Source organism: Micromonospora sp. NPDC023814 (assembly GCF_040639595.1).
In the GTDB taxonomy this organism is placed as follows: Bacteria; Actinomycetota; Actinomycetes; order Mycobacteriales; family Micromonosporaceae; genus Micromonospora.
The window spans coordinates 12,098-37,282 of the sequence record NZ_JBFAAF010000025.1; the positions used below are offsets into that span (position 1 = coordinate 12,098).

General features: G+C 74.1%; 14 protein-coding genes. 5 read left to right on the forward strand and 9 right to left on the reverse strand.

Annotation, left to right across the window (positions count from 1 at the left end; genetic code table 11):
• Positions 1-177 precede the first annotated feature (177 nt).
• The 3 genes from AB0G14_RS15630 to AB0G14_RS15640 all read left to right on the forward strand — a co-directional run bounded on the left by AB0G14_RS15630 (position 178) and on the right by AB0G14_RS15640 (position 1,999).
• A complete protein-coding gene (locus AB0G14_RS15630) occupies positions 178-360 on the forward strand; it encodes an antitoxin (protein WP_357697753.1) in 183 nt (60 codons plus the stop codon).
• 192 nt (positions 361-552) lie between these two features.
• Positions 553-1,758 (forward strand): cytochrome P450, encoded by a 1,206-nt coding sequence (locus tag AB0G14_RS15635; protein ID WP_357697755.1) that lies wholly within the window; start codon positions 553-555, stop codon positions 1,756-1,758.
• 4 nt (positions 1,759-1,762) lie between these two features.
• Positions 1,763-1,999: a ferredoxin gene (locus AB0G14_RS15640; protein ID WP_357697757.1), complete on the forward strand. Its 237-nt coding sequence runs from the start codon at positions 1,763-1,765 to the stop codon at positions 1,997-1,999.
• A 71-nt stretch (positions 2,000-2,070) separates the two neighbouring features.
• Here AB0G14_RS15640 and AB0G14_RS15645 read toward each other — a convergent pair whose 3' ends face one another.
• From AB0G14_RS15645 to AB0G14_RS15665, 5 genes are all read right to left on the reverse strand, one after another.
• Positions 2,071-2,955, reverse strand: a complete 885-nt coding sequence (locus AB0G14_RS15645; RefSeq protein WP_357697890.1) for an aminoglycoside phosphotransferase family protein — start codon at positions 2,953-2,955, stop codon at positions 2,071-2,073.
• Between the two features lie 217 nt (positions 2,956-3,172).
• Complete coding sequence (locus AB0G14_RS15650; protein ID WP_357697759.1) at positions 3,173-3,859, reverse strand: C39 family peptidase; 687 nt, start codon at positions 3,857-3,859, stop codon at positions 3,173-3,175.
• Positions 3,860-4,326: 467 nt separating this feature from the next.
• Positions 4,327-4,659: a YkvA family protein gene (locus AB0G14_RS15655; protein ID WP_357697761.1), complete on the reverse strand. Its 333-nt coding sequence runs from the start codon at positions 4,657-4,659 to the stop codon at positions 4,327-4,329.
• Positions 4,660-4,783: 124 nt separating this feature from the next.
• Positions 4,784-5,665, reverse strand: coding sequence for a hypothetical protein (locus tag AB0G14_RS15660; protein WP_357697763.1), 882 nt, complete (start codon positions 5,663-5,665; stop codon positions 4,784-4,786).
• 154 nt (positions 5,666-5,819) lie between these two features.
• Entirely contained in the window at positions 5,820-6,179 is a 360-nt protein-coding gene (locus AB0G14_RS15665; protein WP_357697765.1) for a hypothetical protein, read from the reverse strand.
• Positions 6,180-6,466: 287 nt separating this feature from the next.
• On the opposite strand from AB0G14_RS15665, the gene AB0G14_RS15670 reads away from it, so the two are divergent.
• Together AB0G14_RS15670 and AB0G14_RS15675 are read left to right on the forward strand one after the other, a co-directional pair.
• On the forward strand, positions 6,467-6,733 hold the full coding sequence (locus tag AB0G14_RS15670) for a hypothetical protein (RefSeq protein WP_357697767.1): 267 nt from the start codon (positions 6,467-6,469) through the stop codon (positions 6,731-6,733).
• Positions 6,734-7,404: 671 nt separating this feature from the next.
• Entirely contained in the window at positions 7,405-7,941 is a 537-nt protein-coding gene (locus AB0G14_RS15675; RefSeq protein WP_357697769.1) for a hypothetical protein, read from the forward strand.
• A gap of 149 nt (positions 7,942-8,090) precedes the next feature.
• On the opposite strand, the gene AB0G14_RS15680 is transcribed toward AB0G14_RS15675, so the two are convergent.
• The 4 genes from AB0G14_RS15680 to AB0G14_RS15695 are packed head-to-tail and all read right to left on the reverse strand — an operon-like array spanning position 8,091 to position 25,151.
• Positions 8,091-8,717: a hypothetical protein gene (locus AB0G14_RS15680; RefSeq protein ID WP_357697892.1), complete on the reverse strand. Its 627-nt coding sequence runs from the start codon at positions 8,715-8,717 to the stop codon at positions 8,091-8,093.
• 23 nt (positions 8,718-8,740) lie between these two features.
• On the reverse strand, positions 8,741-9,373 hold the full coding sequence (locus tag AB0G14_RS15685; protein ID WP_357697771.1) for a hypothetical protein: 633 nt from the start codon (positions 9,371-9,373) through the stop codon (positions 8,741-8,743).
• Positions 9,370-10,227, reverse strand: a complete 858-nt coding sequence (locus tag AB0G14_RS15690) for a DUF6406 domain-containing protein (protein WP_357697894.1) — start codon at positions 10,225-10,227, stop codon at positions 9,370-9,372. The genes AB0G14_RS15685 and AB0G14_RS15690 overlap by 4 nt, the downstream gene beginning before the upstream one ends.
• Positions 10,228-10,280: 53 nt before the next feature.
• Positions 10,281-25,151: a toxin glutamine deamidase domain-containing protein gene (locus tag AB0G14_RS15695; protein WP_357697773.1), complete on the reverse strand. Its 14,871-nt coding sequence runs from the start codon at positions 25,149-25,151 to the stop codon at positions 10,281-10,283.
• Positions 25,152-25,185 lie beyond the last annotated feature (34 nt).

The window sequence follows — 25,185 nt, forward strand, 5'->3', positions numbered from 1 at the left end:
GGGAGGGCCAGTCGGCGGCCGAGCGCCGTCCCGTGGCGTTCCCGCCGGCCTGTCCGCTCCACGGCCTGCTGTGGCGCTCCGCGCCGGCCCGTCCGGTCGGCGAGGGGCTGCCCGGTCGCGTTTGTGCCCGGGGCCCCAGGGAAGGCAGAGATCGAATTCCGACCCGAGGAGGACCCGATGAGCGACTTCATGGACAAGGCCAAGGACCTCGCCGACAAGCACGACAAGCAGGTCGACCAGGGCATGGAGAAGGGCGGCGACATGGCAGACAAGCGCACCGGCGGGAAGTACGACGACCAGATCGACAAGGGCGTCGACCAGGCCCAGGCCCGTACGGGCGAGGGTGACCAGGTCCGCTGACCTCCTCGGTCCGCTCCCGGGTCGCCGCGCGTCGGCGACCCGGGAGCGTCGTTTCCGGCTGATCGACGGTCACCGCTAGCCAAGCATCGACCATTCTCGCTACTATCCGCAGTCGGAAGATGACTCACCGTCGAGTCGCCCCCGGCCGGACCGGTGTCCTCTGCGGACGCCGCGACGAGAGGAAGTCAGCCGGTGACCGAGGCACCCGAGACGACCGTCCCCCAGCGCTACCCGTTCAGCGACCCCGACCGGCTCAACCTCGACCCGCGCTACGCCCGGCTGCGCCGGGACGAACCGCTCACCCGGATCCGGATGCCCTTCGGGGAGCCGGCCTGGCTGGCCACCCGGCACGCCGACGTGCGTACGGTGCTCGGCGACCCCCGGTTCAGCCGGGCCGCCGCGGTGGGCCGGGACGAGCCCCGCAACACGCCACGGCAGCAGGACACCGGGATCCTGGCCATGGACCCGCCGGAGCACACCCGGCTGCGCCGGTTGGTGGCGAAGGCCTTCACCGCCCGCCGGGTGGAGGAGCTCCGCCCCCGCACCAGGAGGGCCGCCGACGAACTGGTCAACGGCATGCTCGCCGCCGGCCCGCCGGCCGACCTGGTGGAGCACCTGGCCACCCCGCTGCCGATCCGGGTCATCTGCGACCTGCTCGGCGTGCCCGTGGCCGACCAGGACCGCTTCCACACCTGGTCCGAGGCGATCGTGTCGACCACTTCGCTGAGCCCGGAACAGGCCCAGCAGTACATCGACAACCTGTTCGCGTACATGGGGGAGCTGATCGCGCGGCGGCACCGCGAACCCACCGACGACCTGCTCGGCGCGATGGTCCGGGCCCGGGACGCCGACGACCGGCTCGCGGCGGACGAGGTCGTGCGGCTGGCCGCCGGGCTGCTCGCCGCCGGGCACGAGACGACCGTGACCCAGATTCCCAACTTCGTGTACGTGCTGCTCACCCACCCGGCCGAGTGGGTACGGCTGCGGGCCGAGCCGGCGCTGGTGCCGGGCGCCGTGGAGGAGCTGATGCGCTTCGTCCCGCTCGGCGCGTCGTCGGCCTTCGCCCGCTACGCCCTGGAGGACGTCGAGCTCGGCGGCGTGCTGGTGCGTGCCGGCGAGCCGGTCGTGGTGTCGATCCCGTCGGCCAACAGGGACGAGACGGTCTTCGCCGAGCCCGACCGGCTCGACCTGGCCCGGCAGGCCAACCCGCACCTCGGCTTCGGGCACGGGGTGCACCACTGCGTCGGCGCGCAGCTCGCCCGGATGGAGCTCCAGGTCGTCCTGGAGACCCTGGTCGCCCGCACCCCCGGCCTGCGCCTGGCGGTGCCCGAGTCGGAGCTGACCTGGAAGAGCGGCCTGCTGGTGCGGGGCCTGGTGGCCATGCCGGTGAGCTGGTGACGCGGTGAGCGGGCCGGACGAGCAGTGGCGCGTGTACGTGGACCGGGCCCGGTGTATCGGGTCGGGAATCTGCGCGGGCACCGCGCCGGGGCACTTCGTGCTGGTGGACGGGCTGTCCCGCCCGCTGGCCGAGCGGGTGGCGCCCGACGACGCGCTGGTGGACGCCGCGGACTCGTGCCCCATGGAGGCGGTCATCGTGTCCGAGGTGGACAGCCTGCGCCGGATCGCGCCGGAGCCGTGAGCCGCGTGCGCGTGCCGGAGCCGTGAGTCCGGCGGGGCGTGCCGGCGGGCGTCTGGGCCGCTCCCAAGGCTTCAGTCGAGGACCGCGTCCAGGGTGCGGCGGGCGGTGTCGGCCATCACCGGGTTGGTGTCGACGTAGTAGGGGAGGGCGCCGACGGCCTGGACGATCGCCCAGCCCCGCCCGCGCGCCCAGGTAGCGTCATCGGTCCCCAGCGCCCGGCGGTAGGTCTCCCGGGCGCCGGGCGGCAACAGGTTCCACGCCGGCATGAGGTCGACCGCCGGGTCGCCGACGCAGACCGCCCCGAGGTCGATGACCGCGGCGAGCCGGCCGCCGCGGACCAGCAGGTTGCCCGGCATCAGGTCGGCGTGGATCCACACGTCCGGCCCGTCGTGCGCGGGCGCGTCGCGGCACTCCGCCCAGACCCGGGCGACCCGGGCGGTGTCGGTCAGGTGGGTGCTCTCGGCCAGGCAGCTACGGACGTACTCGTCCCGGGCGGGCAGCGGGCCGCCCCGGGTGCGTCCGTTCCACGCCCGGCCGCCGGTGTCCACGTCGTGCAGCGCGCGGACGAACCCGGCGAGGTCGCGGGCGAACTCGTCCGGATCGCCGATGCTCCGGTCGCCGGCGGTCTCCCCGGGGATCCAGCGGTACGCCGTCCACGGGCCCGGGTAGCCCGCGCCCGGCTCGCCGAGGGCCACCGGCTCGGGTACCGGCAGCGGCACGTGTGGGGCGAGGCGGCGCGCGTCCTCCTGCTCGCGCCGCAGGTCGTCGCGGAACTCCGGGTCGATGCCGGGTTGCAGCGGGAAGCGCAGCACGATGTCCTCGCCGAGGCGGAACAGCGCGTTCACGGTGCCGTACGAGGTGACCGGGCGCACCGGAAGCCCGCGCCAGCGGGGGAACTGGTCGGCGACGAGGGCGGTGACGACGTCCGCGGTGACGTCGACCTGGTCGGCATGCATCCTCACCGGGCCGATCCTGCCGCCGGCCCGGGGACAGGGCGACCGGTTTTCACCGGGCATGCCAGCGACCGGCACCCGGGGTGCCCGCCGAACCGGGCGTGGGCCCGGCGAGGCACCGCAGGAACGCGCGCAAGCGCCGGTGGGGACGGGCAAGGGGTGGTACGCGCGAGGGCCGGTCCCCCCGTGCGGGGAGACCGGCCCTCGCCGGTGCGTCGGATCAGGACGAGTAGCCGCGCTCGGCGATCCAGTTGGCGACCTTCTCCAGGGTCATCCAGTACTCGCCCTCGGGAGAGGCCGGGTCGGCGATCCGGATCAGGTCACCGCCGTCCCGGTAGCCCACCAGGGTCAGGTAGTGCCCGCCCTCGTACGACTGCGGGTGGCCGTCGGTGTCGACCGCGGTGCCCTTGACGTTGGCCACCACCGGCCGGCCCTCGTCCAGGGCGGCGACCACGTCGGCCCGCAGCTTGTCGACCTGCTCCGGCTTGGCCACCGGGCCCGGAATCTCCGTGGTCCGGTACCGGCCGCCGGTCAGCTCGTTGAGCACCCGCGTGGTGTCCAGGGCCGAGTCGGTCCCGGCCTCCGTGGTGCCCAGCAGCTTCGCGACCTCGTCCTGCGAGAGGACCTTGCCCTGCGCGGACAGGGCCATCCGCGTCGCGGCCGGGCCGCAGTAGTAGAAGTTGGGCTGCGCCTGGTACTCGATGCCCACCGTGCGCTCGGCCCGCTTGTCGGGGCGGCCGTTCTTGTCGGCCTTGTCGGCCCGCCCGCCCTTGTCGGTGTGCACCGAGGCGACCGGGGCGGTGGCCACCGGCGCGGCCTGGGCGGCCATCGCGGGTCCGGCGATGCAACCGCCCGCCACCAGCAGGCCGGCGACGGAGAGACCGCTCTTGTGGATGATCGGCTTCATGGTCGGGCTCCAATCGGGGGTTGACGCCTCCGGGAGGCGGAGGCGCAAGCACCGGGACAGGCGCTCGCCTGGAGGGATTCGACGGCCCGGAGCGCGTCCGTGGCCGGGCGTACCAGGGATCCAACGGCCCTGCTCCACGGGGCATTCCGGGGCAGGGGCCGGGGGTTCGGCGGCACGATGAGATGCAACGGCGCCAGGGGCAGCAGGATTCCGGCGTACGGATGCGGCTCGTCACACCCACGACGTGCGACGGGCTCCTCGGGCTCGTGCCGGCGGTGCCCCGGACAGCGGTGGTCGGCTGCCTACCGGCAGCGGTGGCCGGCTGTCTACCGGGCCGACGTCGGCAGGCCGGGCGAGTCGGCGGCGAACCGGTCAGACCGTCGGAGACTTCCCAGCAGGCGCGTCACGGTGAGCTCGGTGACGACCCGGTCGGGATCGGGGCGCGGTGTCCGGTACCGCTCGGCGGGTCAGGGCACGCGGCGGCGGTTCCGGTCCGGTTCCGGCCGGGTGACCGGTCGGCCGGGCAGCGGGGGACTGCCGGCGCGCCGGTGCCGGACCAGCCGACCGAGGTAGATCAGCGCGCCGGTCAGCACGGCCATGTCGTCGAGGTAGATCGGGTCGGGCAGCGCGTCGATCGGGAGCACGGTGTAGAGCAGCGCCCCGTAGAAGGCGACCTTGCCCTTCACCCCGAGCGTGCCGAGCAGCCGGCGGGTGCGGATCACGCGAACGGCCAGCAGCACCGCGCCGACCAGCGTGACGACCGCCACGACACCGACGAGGACCCACGCCTCCCTGGACATACGGCCACGCTAGCCCAGCCGGGCCAGCTCCGCCCGGATCCGTCGGCCGGCCGGTCGGTACGCGGCGACGGCCACCCCGATCGCGCCGGTCAGTACGCGGCGACGGCCACCCCGATCGCGCCGGTCAGTACGCGGCGACGGCCGCCCGACCCCGGGCCACCGGCGGAACCTCCCGGCCGGACACCGCTGGAAGTTCCCGGGTCTGCTCCACCGGCCCCTCGATCAGCGGCAGCAGGGACGGCGACTCCTCGGGCTGGTGGTTGACCGCGGCGAACGCCTCGTCCCGCAGGCTGCGCGCCGACTCGGCGGCGAGTTCGGCGGCGCGCCAGGCGGCCTGCTCCCGCTCCCGGGCGGCCTGCTGCCGGGCGAACAGGTTGTCCCGTACCGCCCGGCGCAGCGCCAGCTCCTGCTCGACCGGGTGCAGCCGCGGGTCCCACCCGTTGCGGTGCGCGAAGACGTCGCTGAGCTGCTCCACCGACAGCTCCGTGCGCCAGTACGCGTCCAGCGCGGCCCGGTGCAGGAAGCGCTCGCGCTCGGCGTACTCGGCGGGGGTCCGGCCGGTACGCGGCAGGGGCATCGCCTCGGCGCTCGCCAGCCGTCGGACGTCCGCCTCGGCGGCCTCGTACGCCTGCCAGGCCGTCTCGACCGCCTCCTGCGCGGTCAGCCACTCTGCCCGCAGGCGGGCGGCGGTCGTGGCGGCCCGCTCCGCGGCCACCGCGACCTCCTCCGCGTACCGGGACCGTTCGCGCTGCTCCTCGGCCCGTTCCAGCTCGCTCGGCATCGCGGCGCGGCGGATCAGAACCCCCGCGTCGAAGCGGAGCCGGCCCGGCCGCAGCAACAGGCCGGCGACGGTGACGGCGACGACGCCGAGCAGGCTCAGCCAGATCACGGCGGCCCGCGGTACATCGAGCAGGACGGAGGAGAGCATGGTCTGCATGGTCAGCACCTCGCGGTCGATCGGCGGATATCGACGTTGGTCGTGCCCGGCGGACGGGCGGGTGGGCATCGTGGACGCTTGCGGCGTACTGCGGCAGGTGGTCGTCTCAGGCGGGCCGGAGCCGTGGCGGCCGGAGTGCCGAAAGGCGGCCCGGTCGGACGGCCTCGTGCGGCGGGAGGAGGTCCGCCGCAGCGGCCGATCGCCTCGGGACGTGGCCGACGGGTCAGGCGGTCGGCGGACCGCGCCGGGTGGGGACGCCCCGACCGGGGTCGCGGGTCGGCACGTCCAGGCGGACGATCGACGCGACCGGGTTCTCGGCCCGGCGGACGGCCGGCGGGGTGGCCGCGTCGACCGTCCGCTCGGCAGCAGGCTCCCGGCGCGGCAGCGGCCGGTCGACCGGTGCGTTCGCGGCGACGGGTGCGCTCGCGGCCGGGCCGAGGGTGGGGACAGACGGTGCCGGTGCGGTGGTCACGCCGCCGAGGCCGACGGCGAGCACCAGCGCGGCGACGGCCAGTCGGGTCAGCTCGCGCAGTAAACGCAGCGTGGCCGACCAGAACGGGTCGGTGGACGCTACGGACGGCACCCGTCCAACCTATCGCCCGTGCGCGGCCGGCGCAGCGCGGCGGCGGCATCGGACCGGGTGACCGCCACCACGTTGTCCGGAGTGGACGCTGTCCCGTCTGGCGGGAGCGGCGGCGGCTGTCTTTCCCGCCGTCCCGGCCCGCGGCAACAGCACGTTCGCCTTCCTCTCGGACTCGCGGCCGGGCCGGGCCGCGGCCGACCCGCAGATCACCGACATCATGATTGACTGGGTGCGGGCTTGCAGTTCTACCGGAAGCCACCGGAAACAAGTGACGTTAGGTTGCGCTGATGATGTGGATGTCGTGGCTCTTCGTGGCGTCACTCCTGGCGGTGACGGTGGGCCTCCTGCTCGGCATGTACGAGCGGCTCCGCCCCTCGGTCGCGCTGAAGCGGGCGTTCCACGTGCTCGTCCTGGCCGGGGCCGGGCTGATGCTGCCGGTTTTCGTCGTCGCCGGGTTGGACGAGCCGGTGAACTGGATCCCGGCCGCGCTGCTGGCCGGGATGCTTGCCGTGACACCGTGGATGTTGCGGGACAAGTCCCGGTCACGGTCCTGATCCGACCGCGTGGGGCGACCGACGCCGGACCAGTGCTGCGCGCGAGAACCACGTCAGCACCGAGATGAGCAACCGTGACACCGGCACCCTGGGAGAGCCGTCAGGCCGGTTCCGGTTCCAGCCGGCGCAGCGGCCACGGCTTCTCGGCGAAAGCGGCCGCGCCGGCAGGGCCGCAGCGGGGGACCGCCGCGGAGGCGGGCGTCGGAGCGACGACGGCGGTGCCGGGCAGGACTGCGGCTACTCCAGAGCGGACGGCGCGGGTACCGCGCCCGGGACGGCGGGCCGGCTCTGTCCCGCCCGCTCAGAAACTGTGGTCTGAGGGCGCAGTGGTCTTCGTCCGGCAGCCGGATGGCGACGCCGCTCGTCAGCGGGGGCGAGTGCTCAGCCGGCGTGACCCGCCCGGTGCTGTGGGCGCCCGTGCGTCCCGGCCTCGGGGCGTACGGTCAGGGTGTGCTCCGGGCTCACTGGCGGTCCTGGTGTCGCGGCCCGGTCGCGGTGGTGGCCTGCTGCCGCCTGACCAGCGCGTACAGCCCGGTGCGACGGAGAGCGGAGCGGTGCCGCCGGGCCGTGGCCGCGCCGGCCTGAGCGACGGTACGGCCGATCCGCCGCGTCGGCTCGCGTCGGCGGCACCGGAGCGCCGGGGAGGGCGGAGGATCGGTACGGTGGAGCGCATGATCCTGCCCCCCAGCCGTACGAGCGCGGAGGCGCACCTCTACATGGACCTGCGGCCCTGCTCCTGCGGGGAGGCGCGGTTCGCCCGGCAGAGCGCGGTCGTGGCGCTCGAGGACGGCGACCTGGCCGCCCGCTACACCGGTGCCTGCCCCGCCTGCGGCCAGCCGCGCGAATTCACCTTCCGGCTGCCGGCCGAGCCTGCCGTGGCCCCCGCCGGTGGCTTCCGCTACGGCGGGGACGAGCCGTCGCAGCTGCTCGATCCCGGCGAGTGGCTCCAGGTGGCCGACACGTACGCCAGGTCGGTGCCGGCGGACGGGGACGCGGGGCAGCGGGCCCGGGCCACGCTGATCCGGGCCGTCGCGGCGTTGGACGAGGTGCTCAAGTTCATCCCGCCCGGCGAGGACGTGGTGCCCGCCGCAGCCTGCACCAGCGAGTGGGGACGCGACCTGCGCCGGCGGGAGCCGGGCCGCTTCCGGCGCGACCGGCTGGCCGCGGTCCGCGACACGTACGCCGGGATGCTGCGGCAGGCCGTCTGAGCGAACGCCGCGTCGTCCTCGACAACCCCCCACGGCACCGGCGCGACCCGCGGCCGGGATGCCGGCCGCGTCACGCCGAGCCCTTCCAGCAGCGATGCCGTCCAGTGCGGTCGGTTCTCAGGCCCGCCAGGTCCCGGGTGCGGCGATCCTCACCGGCGGGCCTCGTCGAGACAGGCGGCGTTCGCGCCGACCAGCAGGGGGAGGGCGGCCAGGAACTCGCGCAGCACGTGCCGGGGGTCGTGCTCGCGGGTGTCCACCACCTCGGCCCGCGCGCCGGCGTCGGCGAAGACCTGACAGACGTCCCAGAGGCTGGCGCCCACGCTGCTCCACTGCCACACGTCGTGCACCAACGCCGGCAGCCGCAACACCGGCGCGGTGCCGAAGATGCCGATGCCGTAGCGCAGCGGGTCGTCGGGGGTGTTGCCCAGCGACACCATGAGTGGGAGCACCCGATGCGCGCGGGCGAAGTCCACCACGTCCGGCGCGTCCGGCGTGATCTCCACCAGCAGGCCGTCCTCCAGGAACTCCGCGACGATGCGGTCCGGGTCGGCCACGCCGAGCTGCCTGGCGGCATCGGTCACGGCGGTCCGGTCCCAGATCGCGTCGGGCCGGTCCACCGGGCGGTGCGCCGCGGCCCAGACCGCGAAGGCCTGCGGGTCCTCCAGGGTCACCGAGAGACGGCCGATGCTCAGCGAGTGGTACTTCACCGGGGCACCCACGGCCGGGTGGAACTCCCCGGTGTAGCGCCCTACCGGCAGGATCAGCGGATCGGCCATCTCGGGGTTCCTCGTCGAATCGGTCACGGCAGCGGCTCCAGGTAGACGACGCTGGCCGCGAGCAGCAGGTGGGCGGTACGGAGGAACGCGGTGAGCAGCCGTTCCGGGTCGACCAGGTCCGGGTCGGTGCCGCCGGCCTCCCGCTCCTCGTCGGCGATGGCCCGGCACATCGTCCAGAGGCTCTCCCCGGACGGGCACCGTTCCCACAGGTCGTAGACCGTGCGCGTGACGCTCACCACTGGGTGCTCGAAGAAGCCGATCGACCAGAGCCAGGGTTGCTCGGCGCTGTTGCCCAACCCGAGCATGCGGGCACCGACCCGGTGCCGGCGAGCGAACTCCACCGCTTCGCCGGGGGCGACCTCGACGGCGAGCCCTTCGGCCAGCAGCCCGTGCAGCAGCGGGGCGCTGTCGACAGCGGGCAGCTGCGCGGCGGCCGCGTCGCGTACCGCGGGCAGGGTCCAGGGCTGCTCAGCCGGTTGGTCGCCGGCGCCGTGCGCCAGTGCCCACAGGGTGAAGCGCTGGTCGTCCAGCTCCCACACCTCGTCGCCGAGGCGGACCCGGTGGTAGCGCTCGGTCGAACCGGCCACCGGGTGGAAGGTGCCGAAGAACTGCCCGACCGGCAGCAGCAGGGCCTGCGCGGTGTGTGTCGTCGTCATCGCTGCTGATCCTCAGGTCGCGTGGCCCACCACGGCTGGTCGTCATGCTGGGAGTGGCCGGGCTCACCGGGCCGGATGATCTGCGCCGGCGGCAGGTCGGACAGGTCGATCGGAGTCAGCTTGCCAAGGAAGTACCCCATCGATCGGGCCACCGGAACCAGGTGCCGCTCGCGCCCGGCGGCACCCTCAGGACCGATCGGCCCGGTCATACAGGCCTCCGGCAGGAAGTAGACACCCTCCTCCGCCATGTCGCGCGGCCGCAGCGAGAGCACCAGCAGACCGCCGGAGAGGTTCGCGATGACCAGCCAGTCCGGCGACAGCCAGGGGTCCCGGTGTATGCGCTGAGCGTGCACCAGATCGAACGGCGGGTACTGGGGATGAACGCCGAGCAGGGGACGTTCCGGCAACATGGTGAAGGGCAGGCCGGGAACGTGGTGCTCGACCTCGGGCTGTGCCCCGTTGTTGTCACGCAGCCAGTCGCGGTAGCTCGGCGGCAGCGAAATGCCGAGTTCGGCCTCCACTGCTCGTAGCTGCGCTTCGTCGAGCTGACCGTAGGGCCGCAGCCGGGCGGACTTCCAGACGTGGCCGGTTGGTGGCGTCATCACCTCGTTCTCGTCGACCCGTCGGACGATCACCCGCCACTCGTCCGCGTTCTTCATGTCGACGTCCGCGAAGCGCCAGGTCTCGTCGCCCACCGGGAAGGTCTCGCCGAGAGCGACCTCGTAGTGGGGGGATTCCTCGCTCCACTGGGGCATGACGGCGATTTCGCACCGGACCGGGGGGCCCTCATTGATCCACCGGACGCCGAGCCGGGCCGGCCCGATGTCCGACGGCACGTTGTTGCGGATGGACATGACGTCCGTGTAGGAGCGCAACGGCTCTCCTCCCAGCTCTCTTCTCGGCACGGTCACCCGGTCAGCATGTCCTGCAGCGTCGCCTCGTCGGGCAGCGCGAAGCCGAGCACCTCCCGGGCGATCCGCTCGGCCTCCGCTCGGCCGACCGGCAACGAGCCCCCCGGACCGGGCGGTGCCCCGCCCGCCGTCCAGTGGGCCGAGCGTTGTCCCCGCTCAGACGACTCGACCACCCCCAGGCCACTCACCGTACCGTCGGTGGCCAGCAGGGCGTAGTAGACGAGGGTGTATCGCTCGTCCTCCAGATCGGTGCGGCCCAGGGTGTGCGGGTCCGACGTGGCGATCGGCGGCGTGGGGACGGCCGGCGGCGCCGCTGGCGGACCTGCCATCGGTGGCGGCGGGGTCGGCTGCGGCTCCAGGTGGGCAAAGTCCCTGCTCATCAGGTCGAGGAACTCCCGCACGGTCATCGGCGTCGGGTGGTCCCTGTTCCACGGGTTGCGCAGCTGCACCTGACCGTTGCCTACCGCGACCACCTCGTAGGCGTGACCGGCGTAGAGCCCGTGCGGAAGCTTCTGACGGATCGATGCGGGGTAGTCCGTTTCCGACTTGGTGCCGGTGATCACCGGGCTGCCGGCGGCCAGCAGTGCGGCCAGCCGGGCTTCGACGGCTGCCTCCCGTCCCGGCGTCGTGTCGAACTGTTCGGCGCGACTCGGCACTCCGGTGAGCTGGGTTAGCAGCTCGGCCTGCATCCGCGAGGTGCTGCCGACGTCCAGCCGGGCGTAGCCGGTCGGCGCGGCCACGTGCGGATCCTTCGGGCTGTGCCACGACCGCCAGTCGCGCTGCCACTGCTCGTGCCGTTCGGTGCTCCAGGTGCGGTCGACCGCCGCGAGCGCCTTCTCCAACAGCGACGCCCAGGAGCTGCCGTTCACCGACTGATCAGCGTAGGCGGTCGCGCCGTTGTAGCCAGGGCGAAGCGGCACGTCCGGGTGCACAGTGATCCGCAGTCGCCGGCCCGTCGGGTTGATCGAGTCCCCGAGCAGGGAACTTTCGTGCAGCAGCACGTCGACCGTGCCGTCCGGATTGGGCTGGAACAGCCCGGCGATGGCATCCGGACGGTGGGCGGCGACGGCGGCCATGCTGGCCAGCATCCCGCAGTCGCCGAGCATGCCCTGCCGCACCTGCTCCCGGCGGGGCGGCCCGTCGAAGGTCGGAACGGTCTGGCCGGTCTGCGCGTGGTGTGCCCGGCCGTAATCGGGGACGGGCTGGCCCGGCTCCGCGGCCGGCAGCGTGACCCGGTCGGCGACCACCACGGTCTCGCCGGCCGTGACGGTCGCGTCGACCTCCACGTCCAGTGGCGGCGCGCCGGGCACCAGCCCGTGCAGCGCGCGGGTGAGTACGTCCGGCACCAGGGCCAGCACCCGGGCGTTGGTCAGGTAGTGGAAGTCGTGCGTGTTCAGCACCGCCATGGCGGCGGGGTTCGCGCCGTACTCGGCCCGGAACGCGACCCGGGCGCGAACCCGGTCCTCGGCCAGCAGCGACTGCCGCCCCACCTCCGTGCCCAGGTCGAAGGCAGACCGCGACTCCGCCAGCCAGAACTCCGGCGCGCGGTCGAGCACGTACGGGCGCAGGTCGAACCGGCCGGTCAGGTCGACGTACACGCCCTCGGCGGCGATCCGGTCGGCGAGCTGCGGATCCACCTGCCGGATCAGGTCCAGCTGTGCCGGCGGCATGGCGATGATCTGCCCGGCGCAGGCCGGCATCCGGGGCAGGCTGGACTGCGCCTGCTCACCCTGGACGGCCAGCGCACGCAGCCGGGCATCCACCTCGGCTGCCGACGGCACCTGGGAGCCCGCGGCCAGCCGGGCCCCGTAGTCGATCGCGCGGAAGCGCTCGACGGTGCTCGTCGGGATGCCGCCGAGCACATCGGTGATCGACTGCGGAGTCACCAGCGGCACGCTCAACTGCATCAGGTGGGTGGCCACGTCGCCGGGGAGGACGCCCCAGCGGGCGGGCGCGTCCGGGGTGCCCAGGCGCAGCCCGAGATGGTCGACCAGGGCGTCGATCTCGGCCCGGAGGGTGAGCCGGGTCGCCGGATCCGCGCCGGCGTACGACGCGGCGAGCATCCGCAGCTCGGCCAGGCGGCCGTGGTCCTGCGCGGTCAGACCGGCCGGGTCGATCGGCCCGTCGTGGTGGTCGGCGTCCAGCTGACCGACCAGTGCCTGGCCGGATTCGTGCAGCGCCACCAGCTCCGCCACCTCGTGCGCCAGCGCCCGGGTGACCGCGGCGTCAGTCGCCCGGTCCGACACGGTGAGCGTGAACGAGCCGTCCAGGTTCCGCACCGTCTGGGCCACCACGCCGTCGGCGAGCGGGCCGGCCGCCACGCCCAGCGACAGCGGGTCCAGGCCGGCCACCCGCACCTCGAACCGGTCCGGGGTGACCGCGACGATCTGGTCCGCCCGCGCAGCGCCAGCCACCGTGGGCAGCGCGGCCCGGGCCGCGTCCACCACCGCTGCGGCGTCAGCCGTCGGCCGACCGAGCCCGTCGAACGACGAGTTCGGCACCGCGGTGGTAGCGGTACGGGCCAGCTCGACGTGCGCGTACCAGGGGCTCATCAGGTCGAGGAAGGCGCGCACCGACATCGGCGTGGGGTGGCTGCTGTTCCACGGGTTACGCAGCTGCACCTGACCGTTGGCGACGCCGACCACCTCGTAGGCGTGCCCGGCGTACAGGCCGTGGGGAAGCTTCGCGGTCTGGTACGCCGACGCCGGCCGGGTGCCGGTGATCACCGGACTGCCGGCGGCCAGCAGTTCCGCCAGCCGGGCCTCGGCGACGGCCTCCTGACCGGGCGCGGTGTCCAGCTGGTCCACCGACGTCGGCAGGCCGGTCAGCTGGGTGAGCAGCTCCGCCTGCACCAGTCGCGAGCTGCCGTTGTTCAGCCGCGCGTAGCCGAGCGGGGCGGCCTGGGTGTCGGCCACGCCGGGTCGGTTGGTCCACTGCTGCTGCCACTGGTCGTGGCGTTCCTGCGTCCAGGTCCGGTCGATCGCGGCGATCGCCTTCTCCAGCAGCGAGGCCCAGGCCACGCCCACCGACGACTGGTCCGCGTAGGCCGTCCGACCGTCCGGGCCGGGTCGCAGCGGCACGTCCGGCTGCACGGTGATCCGCAGCCGCCGCCCGGTCGGCGTCACCGACCGGCCGGGCAGGCTGCTCTCGTGCAGTAGCACGTCCACCGTGCCGTCCGAATTGACGTGGAACAGGTCGGCGAGCGCGGCGGGCAGGTGGCCGGCCACCGCGCCGATCACCGCGATCATGCCGCAGTCGCCGAGCATGCCCTGCTGCACGTCCTCGCGCTTGGGCGGCCCGTCGAACAGCGGCGGCGGCTGGCCGGTCTGGCCGTCGAGCGCCTGCCCGTACGCCACGGCCGGGGTGCCCGCCTCGGTGGCCGGCAGGGTGACCCGGTCGGCGACCGCGGCGGTCTCCACGGGGCCGGAGGCGGTGGCGGTGGTCTCCCCGGTCGTTGCCTCGGCGATCGGGCTGAACCCGCGCAGCACCTGGGTCAGGGTGTCCGGCACCAGGCCCATCACCCGGCCCGCGCCCAGGTAGTGGAAGTCGTGGGTGGCGAGCAGGGGGACCGGCTGGCCACCGGCGAGACCACGTAGCGCGGCGCGTGCCCGGACCCGGTCCTCGACCAGCAGGGCCTGCCGGCCGGCCGGCGTACCCAGGTCGAACGCCGGCCGCGCGTCACCCAGGTCGATCTCGGGCTGGCTGTCCACCGCGTACGGTCGCAGGTCGAACTGGCCGGTCAGGTCGACGTACACGCCCTCGGCGGCGATCCGGTCGGCGAGCTGCGGATCCACCTGCCGGATGAGGTCCAGGTGAGCCGGCGGCATGGCGATGATCTGCCCGGCGTACGCGGGCATCCGCGGCAGGCTGCTCTGGGCCTGCTCGCCCTGCATCGCCAGCTCGCGCAGCCGCGCGTCGAGTTCGGTGGTCGACGGCACCTGGAAGTCCGGGGCGAGTCGGGCCCGATAGTCGAACATCCGGAACCGCTCGACGTCGGTGAGCGCCGGGCCGCCCTGCAGCACCTGGGTGACCGACTCGGGCGTCACCGACGGCACGCTCAGGCGCACCAGGTGCGTGAACACATCCCGCGGGATGGCGGCCCACCGCGCGGGTGCGGCGAAATCGCCCACCCGCAGGCCGAGGTGGTCGACGAGGGCGTCGATCTCGGCGCGTACGGCGAGCCGGGTGGCCTGGTCGCCGGCCTCGTACTCGGCGGCGAGCAGGCGGATCTCGGCCATCCGGCCCCGGTCGTGCGCGGTGAGTCCGGCCGGGTCGATCAGCCCGTCGACGTTGCCCGGGTCGAGCGGTCCGACCAGGGCCTGCCCGGACTCGTGCAGCGCCACCAGCTCCGCGACCTCGTGCGCGAGCGCCCGGGCGATGACGCCGTCCACGGCCCGGTCCGAGACGGTCACCGTGAACGACCCGTCCGGATTGCGCGTCGACTGGGCCACCACCCCGTCGGTCAGCGGGCCGACGGTCAGCTCCACCCGCAGCGGGAACAGGCCGGCTGCGCGCACCTCGAAGCGGTCCGGCGCGACCGCCGCGACCTCGTCCACCCCGGCGTACGGGGCCACCTGCGGCAACGCGGCCCGGGCGAGGTCCAGCACCGCGGCCGGGTCGGCCGCCGGCCGCCCCAGACCGTGGAAACCCGAGTTCGGTACCGCCGCCGCCGTGATCCGCCCAGGGTCGGCGCCGTTGTCCGGGTCGCCGCTGCTCTCCGGGTTCGGGCCGGCCGCCGGGCCGGTGCCGTTCTCCGGACCGGTCGCGGCCGGGTCCGTCCGGCCGCTGCCGACGGTGCCGAAGAGGCGGGAGAGCAGACCGGTGCGGCGGTGCGTCTCCGCCAGCCGCTCGGCCAGCCGGCCGGTGGTCGACTCGGCGGCGCTCAGGCGGCCCTCGAGCCGGTCGGCGGCCCGCTCCAGCTCGGCGATCGGCTCGTTCAGCCGGTCGACGACCTGGTCCACCCGGTCGGCGGCGGACCGGGCGTCGCTGCGCGCGTCGAACCGGCTGCGCACGTCGTCGGCGGCGAGACCCTGCCGCTTGGCGTGCCACTTCGCCACCCCGATCACCGGCGCGGCGGCCACCGCGGCGATGGGGATCACCGGCGCCAGCGGACTGGCCACCGCGAAGGCGACTGCGGTCGCCGCGGCGGCGGTCGCCCCGGTGGTCAGCACACTCGACACGAGGTAGGTGCGCAGGCGGGGAATGCCCGGTGGACGGGCGTCCTCGGCGGTCCGCCGTTCGGCCCGGAGCGTGCGGAGCTGCCGCGTCCGGCCGGCGCGGTCGCCGCCGAACTCCGCGACCACCTGCCGGGCCTCGGGGGGCAGCTGCGCGATCCGGTCCGGCGCCCCGAGCATGCCATCCCGCAGACCCAGCCGGTCGATCACCGCGTGCAGTTCGCGCAGGGCCGGCTTCAGCGAGACGGGATCAGCGGTACGCACCTGGTGCGCGGCCGTCTGCAACTCCCAGGCGTCGGCCCTGCTCAGCCGTTCCGGACCGGTCGCATCGGGCGTCCCGCCCGGGTCCGGTGCGGCTGCCGGGTCCGGTGTGGCTGCCGGATCCGGCGCGCCGGCGGCCGGGTCGGGCGTGGTCGTGCTACCGGGCGTGGTCGAGGTCTCGGTCGACCCGGGCGAGGCGGTGTGCCTCTGCGCCAGCCGGTCCATGGTCGCGTTGATGTCGTCGAGGCGCCGCGAAGCCGCGTCGAGCTGCCGGGCGGCGTCGGTCACGGCCGTCGTCGACGGGCCGGCGAGCCCCTCCACCCGTGACGTCGGGTCCGTCGCCGGGTTGGGGTTGGCCAGGTCCCAGGCCCGGCGGGCGTCCTTGATCCGGGCCTCGACGCGCTTGAGCAGCAGGTCGCGGAGCGGACCGACGAGCGCACCGGCCAGCATGTTGACCGGCCCGGCCCCGGCGGCGAGCTGGAGGGCCTTGGCCACCCCGACCGTCGCCCCGGCCTGAACCAACGGGCCGGGCGTCTGCTCGACTGCGTAGACCCCGATGCTCGGCACGTTGCTCGGCCGTTGGTCGCTGTCCGTCGCGTGTGCCGGTGGGCGGGTGAGCAGCCGTGCCGCCCGGTCGGTCAGGCCCGGACGCCCGTGCCGTTCGACCACCGGCCGCAGCTCCGCCGGCAGCAGCTCACGGCGCTGATCCGCGCCCGGCGTGCCCTCGCGCAGACCGAGCTGGTCCACCAGGACCCGCAGCTGCCGGGCCACCGACGGGCGGGCCAGCAGGCCCACGGCCTCGTGCCGCGCGGCAAGCTCGGCAAGCCGTTGCAGCGATGCCGTGTCGCGCGGGTCGCGGGACCCGGCAGCGGCCGGATCGGTCGACGTCGTCGGATCGGTCGACGTCGCCGGGTCGGTCGACGCGCGGGGCTCGGGGGTCGTCGTGACGTCCGGCGCGGCCAGCCCCGCCCAGGCCGGGTCACCGAAGAGCAGGCGGCGGAACGAGTCGGCGAGGCCGTTGCGGCGCTGCGACTCGGCGAGCCGGCGCTCCAGGTCGGCCAGGCGCTGCTCCAGGTCGGCCGTCCGTCGGGCGGCGGTCGCGGCGCGGTCGGCCACCGCGCTGATCGGGTCGGCGAGCGCCTCGGCCGCCTGGGACAGCAGCGCCTCCGCCGGCAGCGCCGGGTGTTCCGCGTCCCAGGTGTCCCGGGCGTCCTTGGCGGCGGCCTCCTTGCGGGAGATCACCGGGTCGACCGCCGCGCCGGTCGCCGCCGCGGCCAGCGCGCCCGCGATGCCGAACCAGCCGAACTTCAGCTGGCCGAGGAGGTCACCGACCCCCGCGATGGTGGCAGCCGTCAGCAGGTTCGGCGCGGTCTCCGCCACCGAGATCCACCAGGGCGCGACCTTGCCCGGCCGCTGCCCGTCGGTTGGTTGGCGGCCGATGACGACCCGGGCCCGTTCCCGGACCGCGGTCGCCCGCGAGTCGCCGAACCGGTCGACGAGCGGCCGCACGTCGGCCGGCAGCAGGTCCCGGCGCTGGTTCGCACCCGGCGTCCCCTGCCGCAGCCCGAGGTTGTCGAGCAGCGCCCGGATCTCCCGGCCCGTGCTGAGCCGGGACCACGGCCGCGCCCCGTCGTGACGGGCGACGAGACTGCGCAACTCGGCGAGCCGCCCGTGCTCGTGCGGGGTCAACCCGACGGCGGGCGGACCACTCTGGCCGTCGGTCGACGTCGGCGTGCCGCTGCCGGGGTCGCGGCCGGTCGCCGCCGAAGGGTCCCCGCCGACCGGCGCGAACCGGCGGGGCCGGCCCATCAGCCGGTGCCGGCGCTCGTTCTGGCGCAGCTGCTCCTGGACGGCCGCGGCCTGCTCGCCGAGCCCGGTCACCGCCTCGCCCAGCTCCTGGAGCGCCGAGGTCGCGTCGCCGGTGCGGGCGGCGAGCGCCTCCCCGGTGGTGGTGTCCGTCTCCGCGGCGCTGCGGGCGTCCTGACGGGCGTCGTACCGCGCCCGTCGGTCCTCGGCAACCAGGCCGGCCCGCTTGGCCAGCCACTTCGCCGGTCCGGTGGCGATCGCCCCGACGAGCGCGCCGGCGCCCAGCATCAGGGCGACCTCCGGCCGGCCGCCGGCGTCCAGGGTGAGCTTCGCCGCCAGCGCGGCCAGGAGGGAGTTCACGGTGAGATGCGTGACCAGGTACGTCCGCATCCGGGGGAGACCGAGGGGGCGGGCGTTCGATTCCGCCTCGGTGGCGCGGCGGTCGGCGCGCAGCCGGGAGCGCTCGCTCGTCCGGGCCGAGCGCTGGCTGGTCGCGTCGGCCAGCGCGGCCCGCGCCTCGGCGGGCAGGGCCGCGATTCGCTGCTCGGCGCCGAGCATGCCGTCACGCAGGCCCAGCCGGTCCACGATGGCGGCCAGCTCGCGTCGCGCAGCCGACCGGGACCACTTGTCCGCGGTCCGGACCTGGTGCGCGGCCGTCACCAGCTCGGCCACGTCGGCGCGGGTGAGCGGCGTGACGACCGACGCGCCCTCCGCCAGCGGCTGCCCGAGGGCGGCCAGCTCGGCAACCTCGTGCGCCAGCGCACGCCCGATCACTGCGTCGGCGGCCCGGTCGGAGACGGTCACCACGGCCGTACCGTCGGTGTCGAACGCGCTGGCCGCGACCGCACGGTCGGGGACCGGGGCGCTGGTCACCCGGAGGTTGAACTGACTGCCGTCGGCGCGGGTGACCTGGTACGTCCCGTCGGTCAGGGCGGTCACGGCCTGCACGCCGGCGTGGGCGGCCACGCCGGGCAACGCGGCCCGCGCCCGGTCGAGGACGGCGTCAGGATCGGCCTGCGCCCGTCCCTCGCCGTGGAAGGCCGTGCCGGGCAGTGCGCTCGCGGTGATCGGTTCGCGCGTCGCCACGCTGCCGTCGGTGGACGTGTCGCTGTTGCCCGGGGTCGCTGGATGCGCGGCGTGGTCGGTGTCGGTGTCGAGACCCGGTGCGGTCGTGTCGGCGCCGACGTCGGCCGAGGTCAGTCCGGCTGGTCCACCTTCGGCCACACCTGGCGCCCGGTCACCCGGCCCTCCCGGCGTGCCGCCGCGTACCGCTTCATCACCAGGGGTGGCGGCAGGCTGGGATGGGCCGTCACCACTCCCGTCTCGTCGATGATGAAGACCCCCTGGCCCAGATGCCTGCCCTGCGCCCGCTCCTGCGGAGAGAGCTTCTCCTGGGCCGCCCAGCCGAACTCGAACGGGAACACCGCCACCGGGTTGCTGGTCCCCAGCAGGCGGGTCATCAGTTGCCGGGCTTCCTCCCTGGTCATCGGCATCGCTCGGCTGCACCTCCATCGACCATAGGTCGTACGTCCCTTCAACGTAGTCGCCGGGCAGCACGTCCGAGATGGTGTCGCCCTGCTGCGGATCCCACCAGACCGGCCCGTCCGCGCCCTCTGGGTAGACGATCAGGAAGGCGTGTTGCGCGGCCCCGCGCACGTTGCCGTCCTCGTCGATCTGGGGCTCGCCGGTGTCCTCGTCGAAGGCGAGCCACTCGACGACGACGACCGCGGCCGACCCCGGCCCGGCATCGTGGATCCGCTGGTAGAGCTGTTCGTACCGGTCGGCCACCGCCGCAGCGCGTTCGGCGGGAGTGGACGGCATCGCGTCGCTGTCGCCGGTCCACTCGCCGCCGATCCAGCTCTGCACCCGGCCGAAGCCGTCCAGCTCACCGGTCACGGTGTCGACGGAGCCGTCCTCGAGCTGGTCCGGCCAGCGCGGCAGGGCCACCTGGGGATCGCCGAAGAAGCTGGCCAGCGCCGCCAGGGCGCAGTCGATGCAGTTGTTGCTCCGGCCGGGCTGGCCCACCCCGCCGTCGTTGATCAGCTGGCCGTACGGGTGGGTGGACGGATCCGCGAAGACGGCGTACCCGTCGGGGGTCCAGAGGCTGTCGGCGACATCGTCCTGGAACTGGGGGTCCTCCAGCGGCGTCAGCTCGTCCGGCCCGAAACGCCGGGTGTCCGGCATCGGCCAGCCCTGCATGTCCGGGTAGCCCTGGGTCTGATCGTCCCCGGGCGGCTCCTCGACGGTCTGCTCGCCGGCTGTCTCCTCGGTCGACGTGTCGGCCGTCTCCTCGGCCGCCGGGTCGTCGACGGTCAGGTCGCCTGGCGGCAGATCTCCGTCAACTCCGCTTCCGTCGGCAGCGGAACCGTCGTGAAGTGGGCCGTCTCCCGTTCCGCCGTGGCCCGGTCGACCGCTCGGGTCAGATGGCGCTCCGGATTCGCGTACAGGATCGCCGTCGCCACGTCCGGTCGGAAGTTCCACGTTTTGGTCGGCCGATCCCAGATGACGGCCTGGGTCGGTCCGCTGCTCCGGAGCAGCGCGATCACGTTGACCGGCACTTCCGGATTGTCCGGGCGGAACAACAGGTGGTATCGGAAGTTGGGTTCGGCCATCTGTGCTCCCCAGAGAGGCGGGATCGAAGCCGGGCAGGTCGGAGGCGTCCAACCCTCGCTCGGCGAGGGCTTCCTGGAACGTACGGCCCTGCGCGGCCAACTCGGCGGCGTACTCCTGCAAGAGATCCGCCTGGGCCGGCTTGGCAGCCCAGGCCGCGAAGCTGGTGTCCTTCGGCGTACCGAATCGCTCCGGCCGACTGTCCATGCCCCCGGGCATGGCCGCCGCCGCACCGTTCGCCTTGTTGATCGCCAAGATGTCGAGGTACGCGTGGACCTGCGCGACGACGGGCGAGGCGGGATCCCGCATCACCTCGTACGGGACGTGGGTCTGCTTACCGATGGCGTAGCTGGTCGCTGTCGGGAACTGCAGTTCGAAGGTACGGCCGTTCGGGGACACCAGCGTGCAGTTCAGCCCGAAGAACCGGTTACCGGAATGCCAGAAGTTCTTCAGGTCGGTGACCTGGTAGCCGTTGGCTTCCAGCGTGCTGAGCAGTTGGTCGACGGCCGGTCCGTACGCCTCGGACTCCGGGCCGCGAACCGAGAAACGCACGACGTCGTTGACGGTTTGCAGCGCGCTGTCCAGGTCATAGCCCATCGGCGCCAGCTCGGTGCGGAACTTGCGGGCCAGCGATTCCGCACCCTTGACCCGGTGTTCCTCGCCCAGCGTCCGCAGCGCGTCCTCGCCGGTCAGCCCGAGCTGCGCGTTGACGTCGGCGGCGACGCCCTGCAGCTCGGCGAGGATCTGGTCGGCGTCCTGCTGGGCCGCGGCGACGGCGTCGAGCAGCGTCGTCTGTTCGGCGCCCGACAGCTCGCTCAGGTAGTCGCCCTCTGTGGCGCCCGACTGGTCCTGGGCGGCCGTGGGGTCGCCGGCGCTCATGTCGGAGTTCTGGTCCGCCGGTGCGGTGGAGTGCGGCGGCACCGGGTCCGGCCCGGCGGTCGGGGCGTCCGTGTCGGTCCGGGTGACGCCCGGCGTGATCGGGTCACCTTGGGCATCGAGCGTGATGGACCAGACGTTGTCGACACCGGCGCTGTAGATCGGGCCGGTGTCGGAGACCGTCCGCGCCTGGACGTCGACCCACACGATCGTCCCGTTGTGGTTCACCGCGTTCCAGGTGTGCGCCCGGCCGCTGGCGTCCGTGGAGGTGGTGATGATGAGGGCAGCCGAGCCGTGGCCGGCGTCCTGAAGAGCGGCGGCGATCTCGGTCAGTCCGGACGTGCCGGTGCCGCGGTGGCTGAAGGTGGTGCGCAACGCCTGTTCCTGCCGGGCAGTGCTGTCGCGCTCGACGGTCGTCGCGTCCGCCGTGGCCGCTGCCACCTCGGGCCGGCCGAACCAGGTGGACAGGAAGGAGAGACCGGCGTCGGCGCAGTTCCGGTCCCGGCCGGGGACCGTCGGGCCTCCGTCGTTGACCAGGCCCGCCCAGTTGCCCACGCGGGGGTCAGGGTGCACCTCCGGCCGGCCGGTGTCCGGGTCGCGGGGCACAGCATCGTCCAGCGCCTGCTGGTCGGCCTGGTCCGGCGGCACCAGGCCCTGCGGATCCCCGTACGGACGGGCGTCGCTCAGCGGTCGCCCGTTGCCCACCACTCCGGGCACCGGCGGCTGGTAGACCGACGGCGATCTGTCCGGATCGGTGATCGGATCGACGTTGAACTGCGGCAGGAAGTGCGTGCAGGAGCGGCACGGGGCCCGGTAGTGGCCCAGGTCGTACCGAACCCCGGTGTCATCGAAGCCGGTGGCGACCTGGTGTGTGACGATCTTCGACCCTTGGAAGGCGTCCAGGGCGTACTGCTCGAAGGTCCCTGGCTCGCCAGCCGCCCGCCACTGCTGCTCAAGCCGGTAGAGCTGATCCGATACCAGCGCGACCTCGGCGCACTGGCCGTGGCCGGCGCCAGTTCTGTTGCCCAAGGCGGTTGCGGTCCGGCCGAGGGCAGCCTGAGCGAGCGGGTGCACCGCCGGCTGGGTCGGCGGCTTGGTGCCCTTGTCGGGCCTCATGCTGGTGTGGGTGGTGATGTCGCCGTTCGGCATCATCAGCGCGCCCGCCATGCCCGGCATCTTGCCCTTGGAGATCGTCTTGGCCTTGACCGCCGTCCGGACGGTCTCGGCCAGCGTCCGGGACGCCTCGATGAGCATCCGCTCGGCGTCCGGGCCGCTCGGGTCGCCGGGGACGGTGATCGGGTCGAGGTGCCAGCTGTAGGTGCCACGCCCGGTCGGGCTGGTGGAGCGGGTCAGCGTGGTCGGGTCGACCGTCCCGTTGTTGGCGTTCGGCGCGGTCGGAGTGCCGCTGTTAGGGCTGTTGCCGGTCGACACCGGGACGACCACGACGCCGTCGGCGGAGGTCCGCTGGGCCGGAACGGCATCCGCCGGGTCCGTCGTCGCGTCGGTGTTGGCGTCCGGGCCTGCCGAGGGGTCAGGCGTGTTCGACGGGTTGCTCCCGGTCGCGTCGGGGACGGCCGGCGTGGTGTCCGGGCGGGTCGAGCCGTCCGGCGCCGCGGCGACGTCCGTGGGCCCGACACCGACCAGCGGGGTACGCCCCTCGGGCCGTCCGGACGGGTCGGCCTGGCCGGTGCCGGGCTGGCTGGTCGTGCCCTGCTGCGCCGGCGTGCCCTGCTGGTTCGTTGCGCCCTGCTGGTTCGGGGTGCCCTGGTTGGTGTCGCTGGCCGGCGCGGTGCTCGTCGTCGGGGCGCTGGTCGACGGCGTGGTGGCGGGCCCCAGCGAGATGGAGCCGGCCGAGTTCGCCGTGGTCGGGTTGACGGTGGGTGTCGGGCGGCCGGTGGTCGGCTGTGTGTTCGTACCGGTGTTGGTCGCCGGCGCGGCCTGGGTGCCCGTCCCGGTCTGGCTGCTCGTGCCCGTGCCTGGCGCGTTCGTGGTGGGCGCGTTCGTGGTGGGGGCGTTTGCGGTCGGCGCGTTCGTGGCGGGAGCGTTCGTGGTGGCAGTGGGCTGTGCGGTCGTCGCTGCCGTCGACCCGACCACGGCCGGGTTCGTGGTGGTGCCGCCGCTGCTCGGCGCCGCCGGCACGGTGCCGGGAGGTCCACCGGCTACGGAGGTGCCCACCGTCGTGCCAGGTACGACCGCGGGTGCCTGGTCGCCGGCGAGCGGATCAGCCGCGGAGTCCGACGTGGTGTCGCTCGTCCCGGAGTGGTCGGTGGTTTGCGACGGCGGAACATCCACGGTGGACTCCGAGGACGGCCCCACGGAATTGCCGACGTTGGTCGTGGACGACCCGTCCTGGATGCCGCCGGTGGTCGAGGGGGTCGAGTCGGAGCCCGTGCCCGTACCGGCGTCGGCGGAGCCCTGGTCGGTGACCAGGCCAGTGCCCGGCCCATCGGCGGTGACCGGGGTACCGGCGGCCGGCGTACCGTCGCTCGTGCCCGGATCGGTGCCCTGGCTGGTGCCCGTGTCGGACGTGCCCGTGGCCGACGTGTCGGACGTGTCCGCGGCCGGCGGGGCGCCGGCGTCGGCCGTCGGTGGGGCGAGCGAGATCGATCCGGACCCGGTGGTCGGCGCGTTGCTCGGGCCGGCGTCGGCGCTCCCGTCGCCCTGGCTGCTGCCGCTCGAACCGCTGCCCGAACCCGAGCCGGACCCACTGCCCGAGCCGGACCCACTGCCCGAGCCGGAGCCCGACCCACTACCCGAACCCGAGCTGCTACCGGAACCCGAACCCGAGCCGGACCCACTGCCCGACCCTGAACCGGAGCCCGACCCCGAGCCACTACCCGACCCCGAACCCGAGCCGCTGCCCGAACCGGAACCCGAGGTCGAGCCCGCGCCGCCGCTGCCGGCCCCGCTGCCCGTTCCCGTGCCGGCGCCGGTCCCCGCGCCGTTGCCGAGGTTGCCGAGGTTCGCCCCGCCGACTGCCGGGTTCCCGGTACCCGTGCCAGTCCCGGTGCCGTTGCCGGTGCCGGTCGCGGCGCCGGGGTCGAAGCCGGCGAGCCGGTTGTGCAGGTTCGCCATGCCGCTGCCGAGGTTGCTGGCTGCCATCGTGGCCCCGCCGCGACCGGCGCCGCTGGCGAAGCCGCCGAGGAACGCGTCAGCCCCGGGCATGTTCCACTGCCCGGTCATGGTGGCGTTGGCCAGAACGCTGGCGGCTGGAGAGATGACCGCGTTCTGCAGGCCGGCGGCGAGCGAGTTGCCACCCCAGCGGACGACCCCGGCACCTCGGAAGTTCATCGAGGGAGGGCTGAACGAGACCGGCATCCGGGGCGCCACGTTGTTGCGGGCGAAGCGGGTGCCGGCGTTCAGGCCGGTGCCGAGGACCGCACCGTAGGCCCCGCCGATGCCCGCGGTGGCGGTACGTTTGACGTCCCACTCCGTCCGCGTGCCGGCGTTCATCTGGTACGCCTGGGCGCCGATGTCGATGATGAGTTCCTCGCCGACCTCCTCGGCGAGTTCGAGGGCAAACCGCCGTCCGGCGTTGCGTAGCGCCTCGCTGGTGACCCGCCGAGTGATCTGGGTGCCGACGGTGCGCAGGGCCGCCTGCATCCCGGCGCGGGTGAGGAGTTGCCGGCCCATCTGCGCGATCAGCCGCCGGAACGCGACCGTCACGGCCTGCCGGCCGGCGGCGAGGATGCCCGGGATCGCTCCGGCCGACACCCCACCCAGCCAGGCCATCAGCAGCGCCACGAAGACCGCGATCACGGTGATCATCACGGCGATGAGGACCGTCAGCTTCGCGTACTCGATTTCCATGGCTGCGTTGTCGCAGCCGCTGGCGAAGGCGGACGCTGCCTCCTGGATCAGCGGCAGGCCGGTGCCCGGATCGACGCCGAGCTGGTTCCAGAGCTGGCCGAACGCCTCGCCGGCGCCGCCGCCCCAGTTCTGGAGGATCTTCATGGCGGCCGGGTCGGCGTCGGCGAGAGCGTCGTTGATCGTCTCGGCGAGGTTGTTCCACGCGTCGGCGAGGTCGCGCATCCGGTCCTCGTCGCCGGTGGGCCACGCTTCACCGGCGCTGACCCAGCAGATGGCGTCCCAGACCCACGCGTACTCGCCGAGCGAGGCCTTGGGATTCGGTACCGCCACCTGTTGTGCCCTTCCGCCCTGATTCGACCGCCCG